This window comes from Terriglobales bacterium (assembly GCA_035937135.1).
Classification (GTDB): Bacteria; Acidobacteriota; Terriglobia; order Terriglobales; family Acidobacteriaceae; genus DASYVL01.
Window position 1 is genome coordinate 21,350 of record DASYVL010000074.1, and the last position, 14,619, is coordinate 35,968.

Annotated in this window: 10 protein-coding genes; 3 read left to right on the plus strand and 7 right to left on the minus strand. The window is 66.5% G+C overall.

The features are described 5' to 3' along the window. The 7 genes from VGQ94_04775 to rpe all read right to left on the minus strand — a co-directional run bounded on the left by VGQ94_04775 (position 1) and on the right by rpe (position 9,507). On the minus strand, positions 1-876 hold the full coding sequence (locus VGQ94_04775; protein ID HEV2021821.1) for a type III pantothenate kinase: 876 nt from the start codon (positions 874-876) through the stop codon (positions 1-3). Continuing rightward, positions 876-1,856 (minus strand): biotin--[acetyl-CoA-carboxylase] ligase, encoded by a 981-nt coding sequence (locus VGQ94_04780; protein HEV2021822.1) that lies wholly within the window; start codon positions 1,854-1,856, stop codon positions 876-878. Before VGQ94_04780 ends, VGQ94_04775 begins: the two co-directional genes overlap by 1 nt. Before the next feature lie 145 nt (positions 1,857-2,001). After that, positions 2,002-2,880 (minus strand): carboxylating nicotinate-nucleotide diphosphorylase, encoded by an 879-nt coding sequence (nadC, locus tag VGQ94_04785; protein ID HEV2021823.1) that lies wholly within the window; start codon positions 2,878-2,880, stop codon positions 2,002-2,004. Between the two features lie 51 nt (positions 2,881-2,931). Beyond that, on the minus strand, positions 2,932-5,763 hold the full coding sequence (locus VGQ94_04790) for a valine--tRNA ligase (GenBank protein HEV2021824.1): 2,832 nt from the start codon (positions 5,761-5,763) through the stop codon (positions 2,932-2,934). An 84-nt stretch (positions 5,764-5,847) separates the two neighbouring features. After that, on the minus strand, positions 5,848-7,251 hold the full coding sequence (locus VGQ94_04795; GenBank protein HEV2021825.1) for a response regulator: 1,404 nt from the start codon (positions 7,249-7,251) through the stop codon (positions 5,848-5,850). 169 nt (positions 7,252-7,420) lie between these two features. After that, positions 7,421-8,755 (minus strand): outer membrane protein assembly factor BamD, encoded by a 1,335-nt coding sequence (gene bamD, locus VGQ94_04800; protein HEV2021826.1) that lies wholly within the window; start codon positions 8,753-8,755, stop codon positions 7,421-7,423. A 77-nt stretch (positions 8,756-8,832) separates the two neighbouring features. After that, positions 8,833-9,507, minus strand: a complete 675-nt coding sequence (gene rpe, locus VGQ94_04805) for a ribulose-phosphate 3-epimerase (protein ID HEV2021827.1) — start codon at positions 9,505-9,507, stop codon at positions 8,833-8,835. 278 nt (positions 9,508-9,785) lie between these two features. Here rpe and VGQ94_04810 point away from each other — a divergent pair, with 278 nt between their 5' ends. The 3 genes from VGQ94_04810 to VGQ94_04820 form a co-directional block, all read left to right on the plus strand. Further along, positions 9,786-11,600 (plus strand): protein kinase, encoded by a 1,815-nt coding sequence (locus VGQ94_04810; GenBank protein HEV2021828.1) that lies wholly within the window; start codon positions 9,786-9,788, stop codon positions 11,598-11,600. Next, entirely contained in the window at positions 11,597-14,287 is a 2,691-nt protein-coding gene (locus VGQ94_04815) for a hypothetical protein (protein ID HEV2021829.1), read from the plus strand. The genes VGQ94_04810 and VGQ94_04815 overlap by 4 nt, the downstream gene beginning before the upstream one ends. Before the next feature lie 63 nt (positions 14,288-14,350). Next, the coding region (locus VGQ94_04820) for a hypothetical protein (GenBank protein ID HEV2021830.1) at positions 14,351-14,619 on the plus strand (269 nt) is incomplete at its 3' end.

Consider the following 14,619-nt stretch of genomic DNA (forward strand, 5'->3'; position numbering starts at 1 on the left):
CTACTTCCGGGAGCTGCGCTTGTGAGCGGCGGGCGCGATGGACTTCTCTTCCGGCGGCGCCGCAGCGGGACGCGCGCGTCCCGGGGCCGCATTGCGCTCCCACAGGATGCGCAGCCCTTCGAGCGTAAGCAGCTCGTCCACGGCGCTGATGTAGCGCGAGCCGCCGGCCATCAGCGAGGCCAGTCCGCCGGTGGCGACCACTTTCGTTTCGGATCCGAGTTCGGCCAGCAGGCGCTCCAGGATGCCGTCCACCAGGCCGAGGTATCCGTAGTAGAGCCCGGACTGCAGGCTGCCCACGGTGTTCGAGCCGATGACGCGCGCGGGCTTGCGGATATCCACGCGCGGCAGGCGCGCGGTGCGATCGAAGAGCGCTTCGGCGGAGATGCCGATGCCCGGCGCGATCACGCCGCCCATGTACTCACCTTTTTTCGAGACCGCGTCGAAGGTGGTGGCGGTGCCGAAATCCACCACGATGCAGGGGCCGCCGAATTTCTCGAAGGCGGCGACGCCGTTGACGATGCGGTCGGCACCCACCTCGGCCGGATTGTCGTACTGCACCGGCATACCCGTCTTCACGCCCGGCTCGACGAACAGCGGGGTCACGCTGAAGTATTTCTCGCAGGCCTCGCGCAGGGTGGAATCGATGGGCGGCACCACGGACGAGATGATGATGCCCGCGACCTGGCGCGCTTCCATTCCCTTCATGGAGAATAGGTTGCGGAAGAGGACGCCGTACTCGTCCGCGGTCTGGCTGCGGACGGTGGCCACGCGCCAGTTCGCCACCAGGCGGCCGTAGCGAGGCTCGCCGCCCGATTCCTCGGAGGCGTAGAGGCCGAGCACCGTGTTGGTGTTGCCAACATCCAAGACAAGCAGCATTACGTTTCCTGTGTGACCAGCGCGCGCACGCTGCCGGAGAGCACGGTTCGCAAGCCCTCGGCGGTGCGGACGCGCAGAAAGCCGCGCGCGTCCAAACCTTCGGTGACGCCCTCGAACCCGCCGTTCTCCTCCACCCGCACCATTTTGCCGCGGGCGTAGGAGGAGCGCTCCTCGAAGCGGCGAAGCAACTCGTCGCGAGCGGCGGGATCGGTGGAATTCAGGCTGCGATACTCGCGGTCGAGCGATTTTAGCAGAGCGGCGGCAAGCTCCACGCGGCTCCAGGCGCGTCCGGTCTCCAGGCGCAACGACGTGGCAGCGCCGCGCAGCTCTCCCGGCAGGTCGGCGTGGTTCACGTTCAAGCCGATGCCCACCACCGCGTAGCGCACGCGCGTGGCCTCGGCATTCATTTCCGCCAGGATGCCGCAGACCTTCTTCTCTTTGAGCAGGACGTCGTTGGGCCAGCGCAGGTCAGGCTCGAGACCGGTGACCTGCTTCACCGCCGCCTGCACCGCCAGCCCCGCGGCGAGCGGGAGCGTGACCGCATCCGCTGGCGCCAGGTGCGGGCGCAGCACCACGGAGCAGTAGATACCGGAAGACTTCTCGGAGTGCCAGGCATTGCCGCCGCGTCCGCGGCCCGCCGTCTGCTCCTCGGAGAAGAAGACGCTGCCTTCCGGCTCGCCCTCGGCCGCCGCCGCCATGGCCGCGGCGTTGGTCGAGTCCACGCGGAAGTAGTGGTGGATGCGGCTGCCGAAGAGCGAGCCCTTCAGCAGCGGCGCGAGAATCGCCGGCAGCAGCAGGTCGGGGACGCTTTCGAGCTGATAGCCGGTGGTAGAGTGTCCCTTGATCTCGACGCCGAGCGAGCGCAACTGCTCGACAAAGCGCCAGACGGCGGAGCGGCTGGTGCCGATCTCCTGCGCCAGCTTGGTGCCGGAGACCACGAAGGTAGCGTGGTCGCTGAGCAGGCGCACGATGCGGCCCACGCGACTGTCAGTGCGGGCCGAGAGGTTGGCCGCGGGCGTCCGGCGGCTGCGCTTGCGGGTTGGAGCTGTGCGGGGAATCCGGAGATTATGCGCGACACCCACGCAAAAGACTAGCCACTACCCACTAGACACAATCCACTGCTTATCACGCAGGGGTGATGCGCATGCTCATATCCACGGCGGCGGGGGAGTGGGTGAGGGCGCCGACGGAGATGAAGTCCACGCCGGTCTCGGCGTACTTGCGGACATTCTCCAGGTTGATGCCGCCGGAGCACTCGAGCGGCACGCGGCGGGTGTGGCTGCGGATGCGCTCGACCGCCTGGGCCACGTCCTCGACCGTCATGTTGTCCAGCAGGATGGCCTCGGCGCCGCAGCGCAGCGCCTCCTCCATCTGCGCCAGCGAACGCACCTCGACCTCCAGCGGCTGTTCGCCCCGGCGGTTCTGGTGGGCGCGCTCCAGCACCTGAGCGATGCCGCCGGCCAGCGCGATGTGGTTGTTCTTGATGAGCACGCCGTCGGAGAGGTCCAGCCGGTGGTTGAAGCCGCCGCCGCAGACCACCGCGTACTTATCCAGCAGGCGCAGTCCGGGAGCGGTCTTGCGGGTATCAAGGATGCGGGCGTGGGTGCCGGCGATGGCGTCCACGAAGCGCCGGGTGAGGGTGGCGATGCCGCTCAGCCGCTGCAGCACGTTGAGGGTCACGCGCTCGCAGGAGAGGAGGACCCGCGCGTTGTGGCGGATGACCGCCACCGTCTGCCCGCGATGCAGGCGCACGCCGTCGAAGATCTCCGGGTGGCTGGTGACCTCGGGATGGGAGACCACGCTGCCGTCCAGCGTGGCATATACCTGAAAGATGCGCGCGATGGCGCCCAGGCCGGCCAGCACGCACTCCTGCTTGGCGTTGACCGTGGCCGTGGCCCGCTGCTGGGCATCGATGCAGGCATAGGTGGTGGCGTCGCGGTTGGCGCTGTCTTCGCGCAACGCGTTTTCCAGGATCGTGGTGATGCGGCGGCTGTGCCAGTCCATAAGAGCAATACTCAGTACCTAGTACTCAGTTCTCAGTCAAATCAAACCCTTCTACTGCAATTCGTCGAGCGCGGAGCGGGTTTTCTTGAGCAACACCTCCAGCTCGCCCGCGCGCTTGCGGATGCCCTCCACCACCTGGCCCGGCGCCTTGGCCAGGAACTGCTCGTTCGTGAGCTGGCGCTGGGCATTGGCGATCTCGGCTTCCATGCGCTTCAGTTCTTTTTGCAGGCGCAGGCGCTCGGCGGCCGGGTCCACCTTCTGTTCGAACATCACCACCACCTCGAAATGCGCCGAGGTGCGCGCGCCGGCGGTCCTGGCCAGCGACGCGGTTGCGAACTCGATGCCATCGACGTGGGCCAGCCGCTCCACCGTGGCGCGATTCTCCTGGATGAGCCTGGGCACTCCGGCCTCGGCGAAGACGCGGATGGGGACGCGGGTTTTGGGTTCGATCTTCATTTCCGCGCGGATGTTCCGCACAATTTGGATGAGCTCCTGCAGGATGGACATCTCCTCTTCCACCTGGGCATCGATGAGCGCTGGCTTGGCCTCGGGGAAGGGCGCGAGCGCGATGGATTTGCGCGCGGGCTTGCCGTCGTGCAGCGCATACCACAGCTCCTCGGTGAGGAAGGGCATGAAGGGCGCAAGCAGCAACAGTCCCTGCTGGAAGACGACCAGCATATGCATGAGGGCGGAGTAGTGGCTGAACTTCTCCTCCTCGCTCTGGCTGGGAGCGAGCCGCGGCTTGACCATCTCGATGTACCAGTCGCAGAACTCGCGCCAGAAGAAGTCGTAGACCGCCTTGGCGGCCTCGTCGAAGCGGTAGGCGCGCAGCGACGCGTTCACCTCCTGGATGACGCGCTGCAGGCGCGACTGGATCCAGCGGTCCTCGAGCCGCGTCTCCAGGTCGCGGCCGCCTTCGCCGCGGGACTGGAACCAGCCGGTGATGGCCTCGTGCCCGCCGACGAGCTCCAGATTCATCAGCAGGAAGCGGGCCGCATTCCAGATCTTGTTAGCGAAGGCGCGATAGCCCTCGGTGCGGCTCTCGCTGAAGGCGATGTCGGTGCCGGGCGAGGCCATGGCGGCCAGGGTGAAGCGCACCGCGTCGGTGCCGTACTTCTCGATGACCTCGATGGGATCGAGCACGTTGCCCTTGGTCTTGGACATCTTCTGGCGGTCGGCGTCGCGCACCAGGGCGTGGATGTAGACCTCGCGGAAGGGCACGCTGTCGTCGGCGCGCTCAGCCCAGCCGCTGGCCTGCCGCACTTCCGGGTCCTGCCGGTGGGCGTGCATGAAGTGGCAGCCGAACATGATCATGCGCGCCACCCAGAAGAACAGGATGTCGGAGCCGGTGATGAGCAGCGATGTGGGATAAAAGACAGCCTGATCGCGCATCTTCTCCGGCCAGCCCAAAGTGGTGAAGGGCAGCAAACCGGAGGAGAACCAGGTGTCGAGGACGTCGGGATCCTGCTCGAAATCCTTTCCTGGGCAAATCCCGCAGCTAGGGCACCTGTCTGGCGGCTCCAATCCAACAAACGGCTCTGCCTTCCCTGAGAAGTCCAACTTAGGTTTCGAAAGCTCGCAATTGAGATTGCCGCAGTACCACGCCGGGATGCGGTGTCCCCACCAGACCTGGCGCGAGATGCACCAGTCGTGGATGTTGTACATCCAGTTGAGATAGATGGTCTTGTAGTTCTCGGGGGTGAAGCGGATCTCGCCCTTCTCCACCACTTCAATGGCGCGCTTGGCCAAGCTCGGGACACCACTCTTTCCTGTCTTGGTTACAGCCAGGAACCACTGGGTGGAGAGCCGCGGCTCCACCACCGTCTTGCAGCGGTCGCAGTGGCCGAGGGCGTAGGTGTGGTCCTTGACGCCCACCAGCAGACCCTGCGCTCTCAGATCTTCCAGAACTTTTTCCCGCGCCTTGTACCGGTCCAAGCCGTCGTAGCCGGGGTTGGTGTTGATGATGTGGGCGCGCTCGTCCATCACCACGATGGGCTCGATCTGGTGACGGAGGCCAGCCTGGAAGTCGTTGGCGTCGTGCGCTGGCGTGACCTTGACGGCGCCGGTGCCGAACTCGGGATTGGCCAGCTCGTCGAGGATCACGGGGATCTCGCGGTTCATCAGCGGCAGCAGCACCTTCTTGCCGTGCAGGCGCCGGTAGCGCGCGTCCTCGGGATTCACGGCCACGGCGACGTCGCCCAGCATGGTCTCCGGGCGGGTGGTGGCGACCACGACGAAGTCATCCTTGCTGCCTACGACGGGATACTTGATCTCGTACAGCTTCCCGGCGTGCTCCTCGTGCACCACCTCAAGGTCGCTGATGGCGGTCATGCAGCGCGGGCACCAGTTGACGATGTACTTGCCGCGGTAGATGAGTCCTTCTTCGTGCAAACGGACAAAGGCTTCGCGCACGGCGCGGGAGAGGTGCTCGTCCATGGTGAAGTATTCGCGCTCCCAGTCCACGGAGGCGCCCAGGCGCTTCATCTGGTCGAGGATGGCGCCGCCGTAGTTGCGCTTCCACTCCCACACGAGCTCCACGAAGGCCTCGCGCCCCAGGCTGCGGCGGTCTTTGCCCTCGGACGCGAGCTGGCGCTCCACCATCATCTGGGTGGCGATGCCGGCGTGGTCGGTGCCCGGCAGCCACAGCGTCTGGAAGCTGCGCATGCGGTGCCAGCGCACAATGATGTCCATCTGCGTCTGGTTGAGCATGTGTCCCATGTGCAGGCGGCCGGTGACGTTGGGCGGGGGCAGCAGCAGGGTGAAGACGGGCTGCGAGCCCGACTCCGGCGTCTCCAGGACGAAGAGCCTTTCCTTCAGCCAGAACTCGGCCCAGCGCGCTTCGATGGCGCGCGGGTCGTAGGCTTTGGGGATGTCGTGTGGCATGGCGCTTCAATGAAGGGATGATGGACGCAAAACGATAGTACAGGCGCGGTGAAAACGCGGTCAAACCGCGGAAGGCAGGAGGGGTTACGGCTTGCGGGTGCGCTCGGCTTCCGAGGCCAGTTCGCGCGCGATCTCGTTGATGAGTTCCGGCTTCATGCGTTCGGTGACGCGGTGGACGATGTTGGCGATGGTGTTGGCGTCGAGAGTGATGGTGGGCGAGGCGCCCCCGGCCACCGCGGCCTGCATGGCGGCTGCGAGCAGCGGGTCGGGAACATTCGCGGCCGGAGCGGGAGCGGGCCGGGCGGCCTCGACCGGAGGAGGAGGCGGCTCCTCGACCGGGGGCTGGGTGTCCACCGGGACGTTGGCGAAGGCCTGCTGCATTTCCTGCTCGATCGAATGCGCGGTGGCCTCGGCGGCGGCGGTCTCCGCCGGAGCCGACCAGCCGGAGTCGGCTTCCACCGGGGCCGGCGCCGTGATCTCTTCCGTGACGCGGCGGGTTTCCGGGGCCGAAAACTCGGTGGTGGGGGCGACCTCGGCTTCCACCGGAGTTTCCGGCGGCGCTTCCTCGGGCGCTTGCGAATCGGTGTAGAGCTCGGGCATGTCCGCGGCCACACCCACGGGGACGACTTCGGCGCCCTCGATCCCGAACTTGGTGGGGAAGGCGCTGGCCATCTCGGTAGCGTCGGTGATCAGGCCCGGGTCCTTGCCGTCGGACGGGACCTCGTGCGCTTTGGGCGCGGAGGTGAACTCGATCTCATGTGCGGGCGCCGGGGCGACGTAGGTCTCCGGTTCGGGCTCGGCTGCGGCCGCCATCTCTGCAGCCGGTTCCAGCGAGACTGTGCTCTGCGCCTCCGCCAGCGGCTCTTCCATCACCTGGGTCGGCGGGGTCATTACTTCGGTGGTGCGGACGGGTGCGGGCACCGGGGTCTCCTCGCCCAGCATGTCGCCGAAGGCCGACGAGGATGCCATATGGTCCGGCACCTCCAGCCTGGCCTGCGCCGGCTCGGCCTCGCCGTCGTCGTGCCCCTCGGCAGTGACCTTCCACTCTTCGTAGGAAGCGTCTCGGAACTCATGCGCCTCCATCTTCTGGGTGGGCGGGTAGGGTTCGGCGGCGGGCGGAGCCTTCAGCTTCTGTTCGATCTTGGCCACCAGGTCTTCCAGGTCCTTGGCGACGAAGGGCTTGACGATGACGCCGTCCGCCTTCACCCGCTCGGCATCCGCGGGGTTGAAGTGCTCCATCTGACCGACAGTGAGCAGCACTGGAGTGGTGGACCCTCCGGCGCGGATCTTCTCGCACACTTCCGGTCCGCTATAGCCGGGCATGAAGACGTCCAGCAGCAGCAGGTCGGGCTTATGTTCGCCGATCCGCTTGAAGGCGGCGGCGCCGTTGCTGACGACAATCACCTCATGCCCGGCCTCGGTCAGGATCTTCACACCCAGCTTCTGGGCGGTCATGCTGTCGTCGGCAAGCAGAATCTTCAGCGCCACGGAGCGTCCTCGAAAAACGCAGGCATTTGCGAATCCAACGGTAGCTTGTATTACCCCGCAAGTCAACGCTGGGAGCGAGGAGAAAGGCCGACGCTGTAAACTGAAAAGCGCCGCCGGCAACATGCCGGAGGGGAGGGTTAAGGGAAAGGGTGGGTCAGTCCCCAGGACTCTAGAAGGGAATCACTTTGCGCAGGCCTTTCTTCTTTTTCTTGCGGGAAGTGGAGGTCTGGTCCTTGGAGTCCTTGTTGTCCTTGGAGTCCTTGTCGGCGGAAGCGGCCTGGCCGCCCTCGCTCCCTTCCGCCGCGGCCTCGTTGATCTGAGAGGGCGGCGGCCCCTGCTGGTCTCCGGCAGCGGCGGGCTGCGCGGAGTGCGGAGTGGGATCGCTCTTGGGAGGCTCGCCCGTGCCCACCGTTTCCACCGCCACCGCTTGGCTTCCACCCTGGCCGCCGTAGCCTTCCTGGATGGTCCGGCCGGTGTCGCGCACGATGTCGGGGGCGCCCGTCTGCTTGGGTTCGGTCATGGTGGGCTCGCCCACCTTGGCCGCCCGGGCCACGTCGGGCCCGCGGCGCAGGTTCATGAAGATCCGCCGGCGCATCCCGGCCTCACCCCGGCTGGCTTCCTCCGCCTTGTTCTGGGCGATGGCCGCCTCGGTGGGCGTGGGCACCGGACGTTGCAGCGCTTGCAGGCGCTTGCGGGCGTCCTCCGCCCGGGCCATGGCGGGATAGCGGGTGATGATGCGGGAATAGGCTTCTGCGGCCGCGTCGCTGAACTTCTTCAGCAGGTCTCCCTTGACCGTCTCGCTCAACTTGGTTCCGCGCGCGGCGTCAATCTGCCGTTCGTAGGCCTGCCCCATCATGTAGAGGGCCTCATCCACCTCGCTGTACAGGGGATAGGTGTCCGCCAGGGTCTTCAGCCGGGCGATGGACGCCGCCCAGGAGTCGCGCGTGTAGTAGAAGTGCCCGATGCGGAACTCGCGCTCGGCCAGAACTTCCTGCACCTGCATCAAGCGTTCCCTGGCCTCCGGCACCAGCTTGCTGTCCGGGAACTGCAGCAGGAGCTGCTTGTACTCGTCCTCGGCTCGCTTGGCGTGGGTGAAGTCGCGGTCGGGCTTCTCCATCTGCTTGTAGTGGATGTTGGCGACCTTGAGCTGCGCCTCCGCCGCTTCCGGCAGGTTGGGGAAGAAGGTGATGAAATCCTTGTACTCGATCTCGGCCTGCGCCAGTCCGCTGGAGCCGCCCTCGGCGTACCAGGCGTCGCCCACCGCCAGCTTGGCGCGCGCGATGTACTCCGAATCCGGGTAGGTGTTGATCAGGGTCTGCAGGGTGATGCGCGCCACGTCGAAGCGGTTCTTCTTCAGCGCCGCCATAGCCCGGTCGTACAGCACCTTGTCGGGCTGTTTGGAATCGATGTTGGCCAGCGGGTTCTGAGTCTTATTGTGGTGGCACCCCGCGGTGGCCAGCACCGCCAGGGCCAGCAGGAGGACGGGAAAGACTCGACGCAGCATTCGACCTACCTCAATCGCCTAAGGGTCTTGGGAGCAAGGAAGCCATTGTAGAAGCTTGGCGGCGCAACCGCCACTCCCTAGACTTTCTGCAGCGTGGCCTCGCGCGCCGTCTTGAGCAGTTCCTGCACGTTGCGCTTGGCGTCGCCCTTGCCGAAGACAGCGTTGCCCGCCACCAGCACATCGGCGCCGGCGCGCACCACGTCGCCGATGGTGTCAAGCGCGATGCCGCCATCCACTTCGATGCGAAAATTCGCTCCCTTGGCCGTACGCATGGTCACGAGCTTCTTGATCTTTTCCAGCGATCCAGGGATGAACTTCTGCCCGCCGAATCCCGGATTCACCGACATCACCAGCACGAAATCCACCTGGTCGAGCACTTCACCGATGGTCTGCACCGGGGTGGCGGGGTTGATGACCACGCCCGCCTGCGCGCCCTTGCTGCGGATCATCTGCAGGGTGCGGTGCAGGTGGCGGCAGGTCTCCTGATGCACCGAGATCCAGTCCGCGCCCGCCTCGAGAAACGCCGGGATGAACTGGTCCGGATTCTCGATCATCAGGTGGACGTCCAGCGGCGCCTTGGTGGCCTTGCGCAGGCTGGCTACCACCGGCGGTCCGATGGTGAGGTTGGGGACGAAGTGGCCGTCCATCACGTCCACGTGCAGCAGGGTGGCGCCGCCGTCGAGCGCGGCGCGGACTTCCTCGCCCAGCCGGGCAAAGTCAGCGGAAAGGATGGATGGGGCCAGTTCGATCACGGCAGGCGTCTCGGCTCCAAGGCCGCTTGAATTCTAGCATTCCCTGGCAACACCCCCACCTCTTCGGCTTCGCTCAGGACAGGCTCTGCCGTTCCAAACCCGCGAGCGACAAGGCTGGGGCAACCCCCTACCCGTGGAATTCCCCTGCCCGATGGAGGTATGATTCCCCGCCAGAGTCCCTCGACAGGTCTGTCCCGCAACCTCCCCCAGGCCCAGGCTAAGGAACCGGCTGGCAGGGCGCTGTGGAAGTTTGCGTCCGTCGGGGGCGAGGCACGGGTTTGAAATACTGCGACGTCTGTCATTTCACTTATCCGAACGAGTTCACCACCTGTCCCAAGGACCAGGCGCTGCTGCGCGTGACCGCGGACCTGGCGCCGGGCACGATCATCCGCGACAAGTACCTCATCCTGGAAAAGATTGGCGCGGGCGGGATGGCGTCGGTGTATCGCGCCAAGCATCTGGCCTTCGGCGAGATTCGCGCCCTGAAAGTCGTCAGCACCAAGCTGATGGACGATGACGCCTTCATCCGGCGCTTTCGCACGGAGGCGGTGGTCACGCGCAAGCTGCAGCATCCCAACGCGGTTCGGGTGGACGACCTGGACACCACCGAGGACGGCCGTCCCTTCATCATCATGGAATGCGTGGAGGGGCGCGACCTGCGCGCGGTCATCCAGCGCGAAGGGCCGCTGCAGGTGGATCGGGCGCTGAACATCGCGCGCCAGGTGGCCGCGGCCTTGACCGCCGCGCATCACCTGGGCATCACCCACCGCGACATCAAGCCTGACAACATCCTGATGGTGACCGAGGAGGACGGCTCCGAGCTGGTGAAGGTGCTGGACTTCGGCATCGCCAAGGTGCGCGAAGGCGCCATGGACCTGGGCGGCGGCTACACCCCCACCAAGACCGGCATGGTGGTGGGCACGCCGCAGTACATCTCTCCCGAGCAGGCCATGGGCAAGCAGGGCGACGCCATCGATGGCCGCGCCGACCTCTACTCCCTGGGCGTGGTGCTCTACGAGATGCTCACCGGCCACCTGCCCTTCGACTCCGACACTCCCGTGGGCCTGCTGCTGCACCACATCCAGACCATCCCCACGCCGCCGCATGAGCTCTGTCCGGAGTTGGACATCCCTGAAGCGCTCTCCCTGCTGCTGATGAAGGCGCTGGAGAAGGACCGCACGCGCCGCTTCCAGACCGCCGACGAGATGTCGGCGGCGCTCGACCAGCCGCAGCAATGGGCCACCACCGCCTTTTACACGCCGGAGGCGCTGAGCGCAGCGCCGGCCCCGGCCGCTCCTTCGCGCGCGCGCCGCATGACCCCGGTGCGCCCCATGACCCCTCCGCGGGCGATGACGCCCCCGCGGGCGATGACGCCGCCACGGGCGATGCCGCCGCCGCGGGTCCCGGCCGCCGCTCCCCCCGCTTACCCCAGGTTTGCTGAGCCACCCTCCAGTAGCAGCAGCGGAGTGTGGATCACGGTGCTCATTCTGCTGGTGGCGGTGGTCATCGCGGGAGGGGCTTACCTCTACTATCACGGCCCGGGCACGGCGGAGGCGCAGCCCTCCAGCGTTGCCGCGGTTCCTGCCCAGCCCGATGACGCGGCCATCCTGGCGGAGGTCAAGCGCACGCTGGCGTCTTCGGATTCGACCCGCAACGCTTCCTTTGATACCAGGGTGGAAAACGGAGTGGCGACTCTCACCGGTAAAACCAACCGACAGAACGAAGCGGACATGGCCGGCGCTCTGGCCGCGGGCGTCGCCGGGGTGAAGCATGTGAGGAATGACATCCAAGTGGAGAAGCCGCTGCAAGCCGTCAAGGAAAGCGAGCCGGCGGCCGTGACCCGGCCCAAGGAGACTCCGGCGCGCAAGGCTCCGGCAGAAGAAGCGGACTCGGGCGGCAATAAGAAACGCAAGGCCCGCGACCTGGCCAGGCTGGGCCAGTCCCAGGTGGATGGCGGCGATTACGGAGCTGCCGTGGGCACCTTCCAGCAGGCGCTCGCCTTGGATCCCTCCAACTCCGTCGCCCAGAAAGGTCTGAGCAAGGCACAGAAGGCCAAGCAGACCGAAGAAGACATCATGAAGAGGCGCCGATGAAATCCCGGCTGCGGCTGTGGTCCCGGGCCGCAGGGGTAGCACTGCTCGCCGCTTGTGCCCTCGCTCTGCAGGCCCAGTCTGTCGCGTCGCAAGCCGCCGCAGATGAGAAACGCGCGGCCCGCGGCGAAGTCCTCCTCAATCAGAACAGCGGCGGACCGGATTTGATCTTCGGCCCGAACGGCGAAGCCATCCTGCGCTACCCCGTGGCGCACTGGCACGCCATGAGCGCCTGCCTGGGCTGGCTCTACATCAGCCACGACACCATGCGCTATGAGGTCCTCGCCCCAGAGCAGGACAAGGGGCACGCTTTCGAACTCCGGCGCTCCGACCTGGCCGCGGCCCAACAGTGGCGCGTTTGGGGAACCAGCACTGGGGCGGCGGAGTTCAAGTTCCGGACCGGCGGGACCTATCACTTCTCCCACGTCCGGAAGGGAATCCTGCAGTCGGGCAACTACAAGCTGGTGATGAGCAACAGTTTCTCGTACCAGGACCTGGTTGACGGCACGCAGAACTTTGACGACATCGTCGCCATGCTTAAGGCGAAGGAGGCGCCGCCGGCGCCCACCGCTCCACCGCCCACCATCAGCATGCTGGAGCCCACCGGGGCCGAGGAGGGCCGCACCGTCCCCGCCTACGACCCCACCCTGCACGTGCGCGGCATCGCCAGCCACGCCTCAGGCATTGCCTCGGTCTCGGTCAACGGCCAGAGCGCGTTCTTCAAGCCGCTGGCGCCGCAGACGGTGGAGTTCGACCTGCGCGACCTGCCACTGAGCGCAGGGATGAGCGCGGTGGTGGTGGTGGCTACGGCCACCGACAAGTCGGTCAGTCAGATGACCTTCAAGGTCACCCGGCCGGAGGTGCGGGTGCTCGAACCGGGCAGGGGCGCCGAGGTGGCTGAATCAGGGGTCCGGGTGCGCGGCCTGGCGGTGGGCTTCCGCGACGTGGACCGGGTGGAGGTAGCGGGGCAGTTGGCAACGCTGCGCCGCCGTGAGGACGGTTCGGTAGAATTCGAGGCCGCGAGCGTCCCGCTGACCGTCGGCTCCAACAATCTGCAGGGTTCCGTAGTTGCCAGCACCGGCCAACGCCAGAACTTCAGCCTGGACGTGACGCGGAAGCCTCCCCCCGGTCCGCCGGCGCTAACCCTGGAAGAGGTGGAAACGGCCCTGCGCAACGACCTGCCCAAGACGCGCGTCGCCTCCCTGGCCAATCAGTACGGCGTGGACTTCGAGGTCACCGACGACGTGGACAAACGCCTGCGCGCCGTGGGCGCAGACTCAACTCTGCTTCTGAATCTGGTGAAGGCCTACAAAGGACCGGTCAAGCCCAAGACGGTCGCCTCGGCCTCGCCTCCTCCGGCGCAGTCCGCTCCACCGCGCGCGTCTTCTCCGGCCGTATCCCAGCCGGTGGCGCAATCTGCTCCTCCGCCCACTTCTTCGCCGGCGCCGGCTGTATCCCAGCCCGCGGCTCAGACGGGGCCTCCGCCGGCGCCCCAGCCTATGCCTCCTCCCACGCTGCAGGTCGGGGATCCCGCGGGCGTGGAGGAGGGCAAGTCGGTGGAGACGGCGGGCGCCGTTCTGCGCGGCACTGCCATTCACGGCAGCGGCATCAGCGCCGTCCTGGTCAACGACAAACTCGCCTCCTTGAAGGCGATCACCGCGCAGAGCGTGCAGTTCGAGGCGGCGGACCTTTCCTTGACGGAGGCCTGGACCCCGGTCACGGTGGTCGCCCGCTCCACCGACAACTCCCAATCGCGGCTCAGCTTCAAGCTCAGCCGGCCGGCCGTGCACTGGATGAATCCTCCGGGCGGGGCCGTCGAAACCGCCGCCACCGCCCTCCTGGCGCAAGGGACCGCTGTCGGGTTCAACGGCGTGGAGAAGGTGGAGCTGGCGGGCATCTCTCTGACTCTGGAAAAGCTGGCCGATGGCAAAGTGGAGTTCCACACCATCCTGCCGCTGGCCCTGGGGCAGAACACGTTTCAGGGAGTAGCGGTCGGGAGCAGCGGATTCCGCGTGGCCTTCAAGCTGGAAGTGAATCGCGTGGCCGCCGGCAGCACCAGCACGACGGCTTCGGCCGCGAGGCCGTCGCCCGCGCCCGCTGCTTCGAGTTCGCCATCCCGGGCGGGCGCCCCCACGCTGCAGATCGTGGAGCCGGCGGGGGTGGAGGACGGCGCGCAAGTGGAGACCGTTTCCTCCACCGTGCGCGGTACCGCGGTCCAGGGCAGCGGCATCAGCGCCGTGCTGGTGAACGACAAGCCCGCTTCGCTCAAGACGCTTTCCCCGCAGAGCGTGGAGTTTGAATTCATCGACCTCTCTTTAAGCTCTTCCTGGACCAAGGTGACAGTGGTCGCTCGCGCCACCGACAACGCGCAAACCAAGATGAGCTTCAAGCTCAGCCGCCCGCAGGTTCGCTGGCTCGATCCTCCGAGCGGGGTGCTCGAGACTTCGAGCGCCGCCATCCTGGCCCGGGGCCAGGCGCTAGGCTTCCGGGGCGTCCGCAAGGTCGAGCTGGCGGGCACCGAGCTCACCACCGAAAACTCCTCCGACGGTGTGCGCTTCCAGACTGTCCTCCCCCTGGCCCTCGGCCCCAACACCTTCGAGGGCGTGGTGACCTCGACCAGCGGCTTCCGTTTGCCCTTCAAGCTGGAAGTGAATCGCAGCGCCAAGGCGGCGGACTCCGGCCAGAAGTAACCGCGCCACCCTCAAAGACGCTAGAATAGAGACCTTCCCCTGTCGCTGGGGAAATCCAGGACTATGAATCCCTTCCTTCGCCGGTTTGCTTTCTACGGATGTGTGGTGGCGTTCTGTCTCTCCGCGCTGCCGCTCTGGGGACAGATCAAAGCCTCCTCGCGGAGCGGCACCAGTTCCGAGGGCGAACTGGTCAACCCCGGCGACAACCCCGCCGTCCGCTACCCGGTGGCGCACTTTAGCGGTAGCGGCCTGTTCGCCTCCTTTGATTACGGCTGGCTCTCCTTCTCCCGCGACACCATCCGCTATGAGGTGGTGCGGGGCGACAAGGGTCA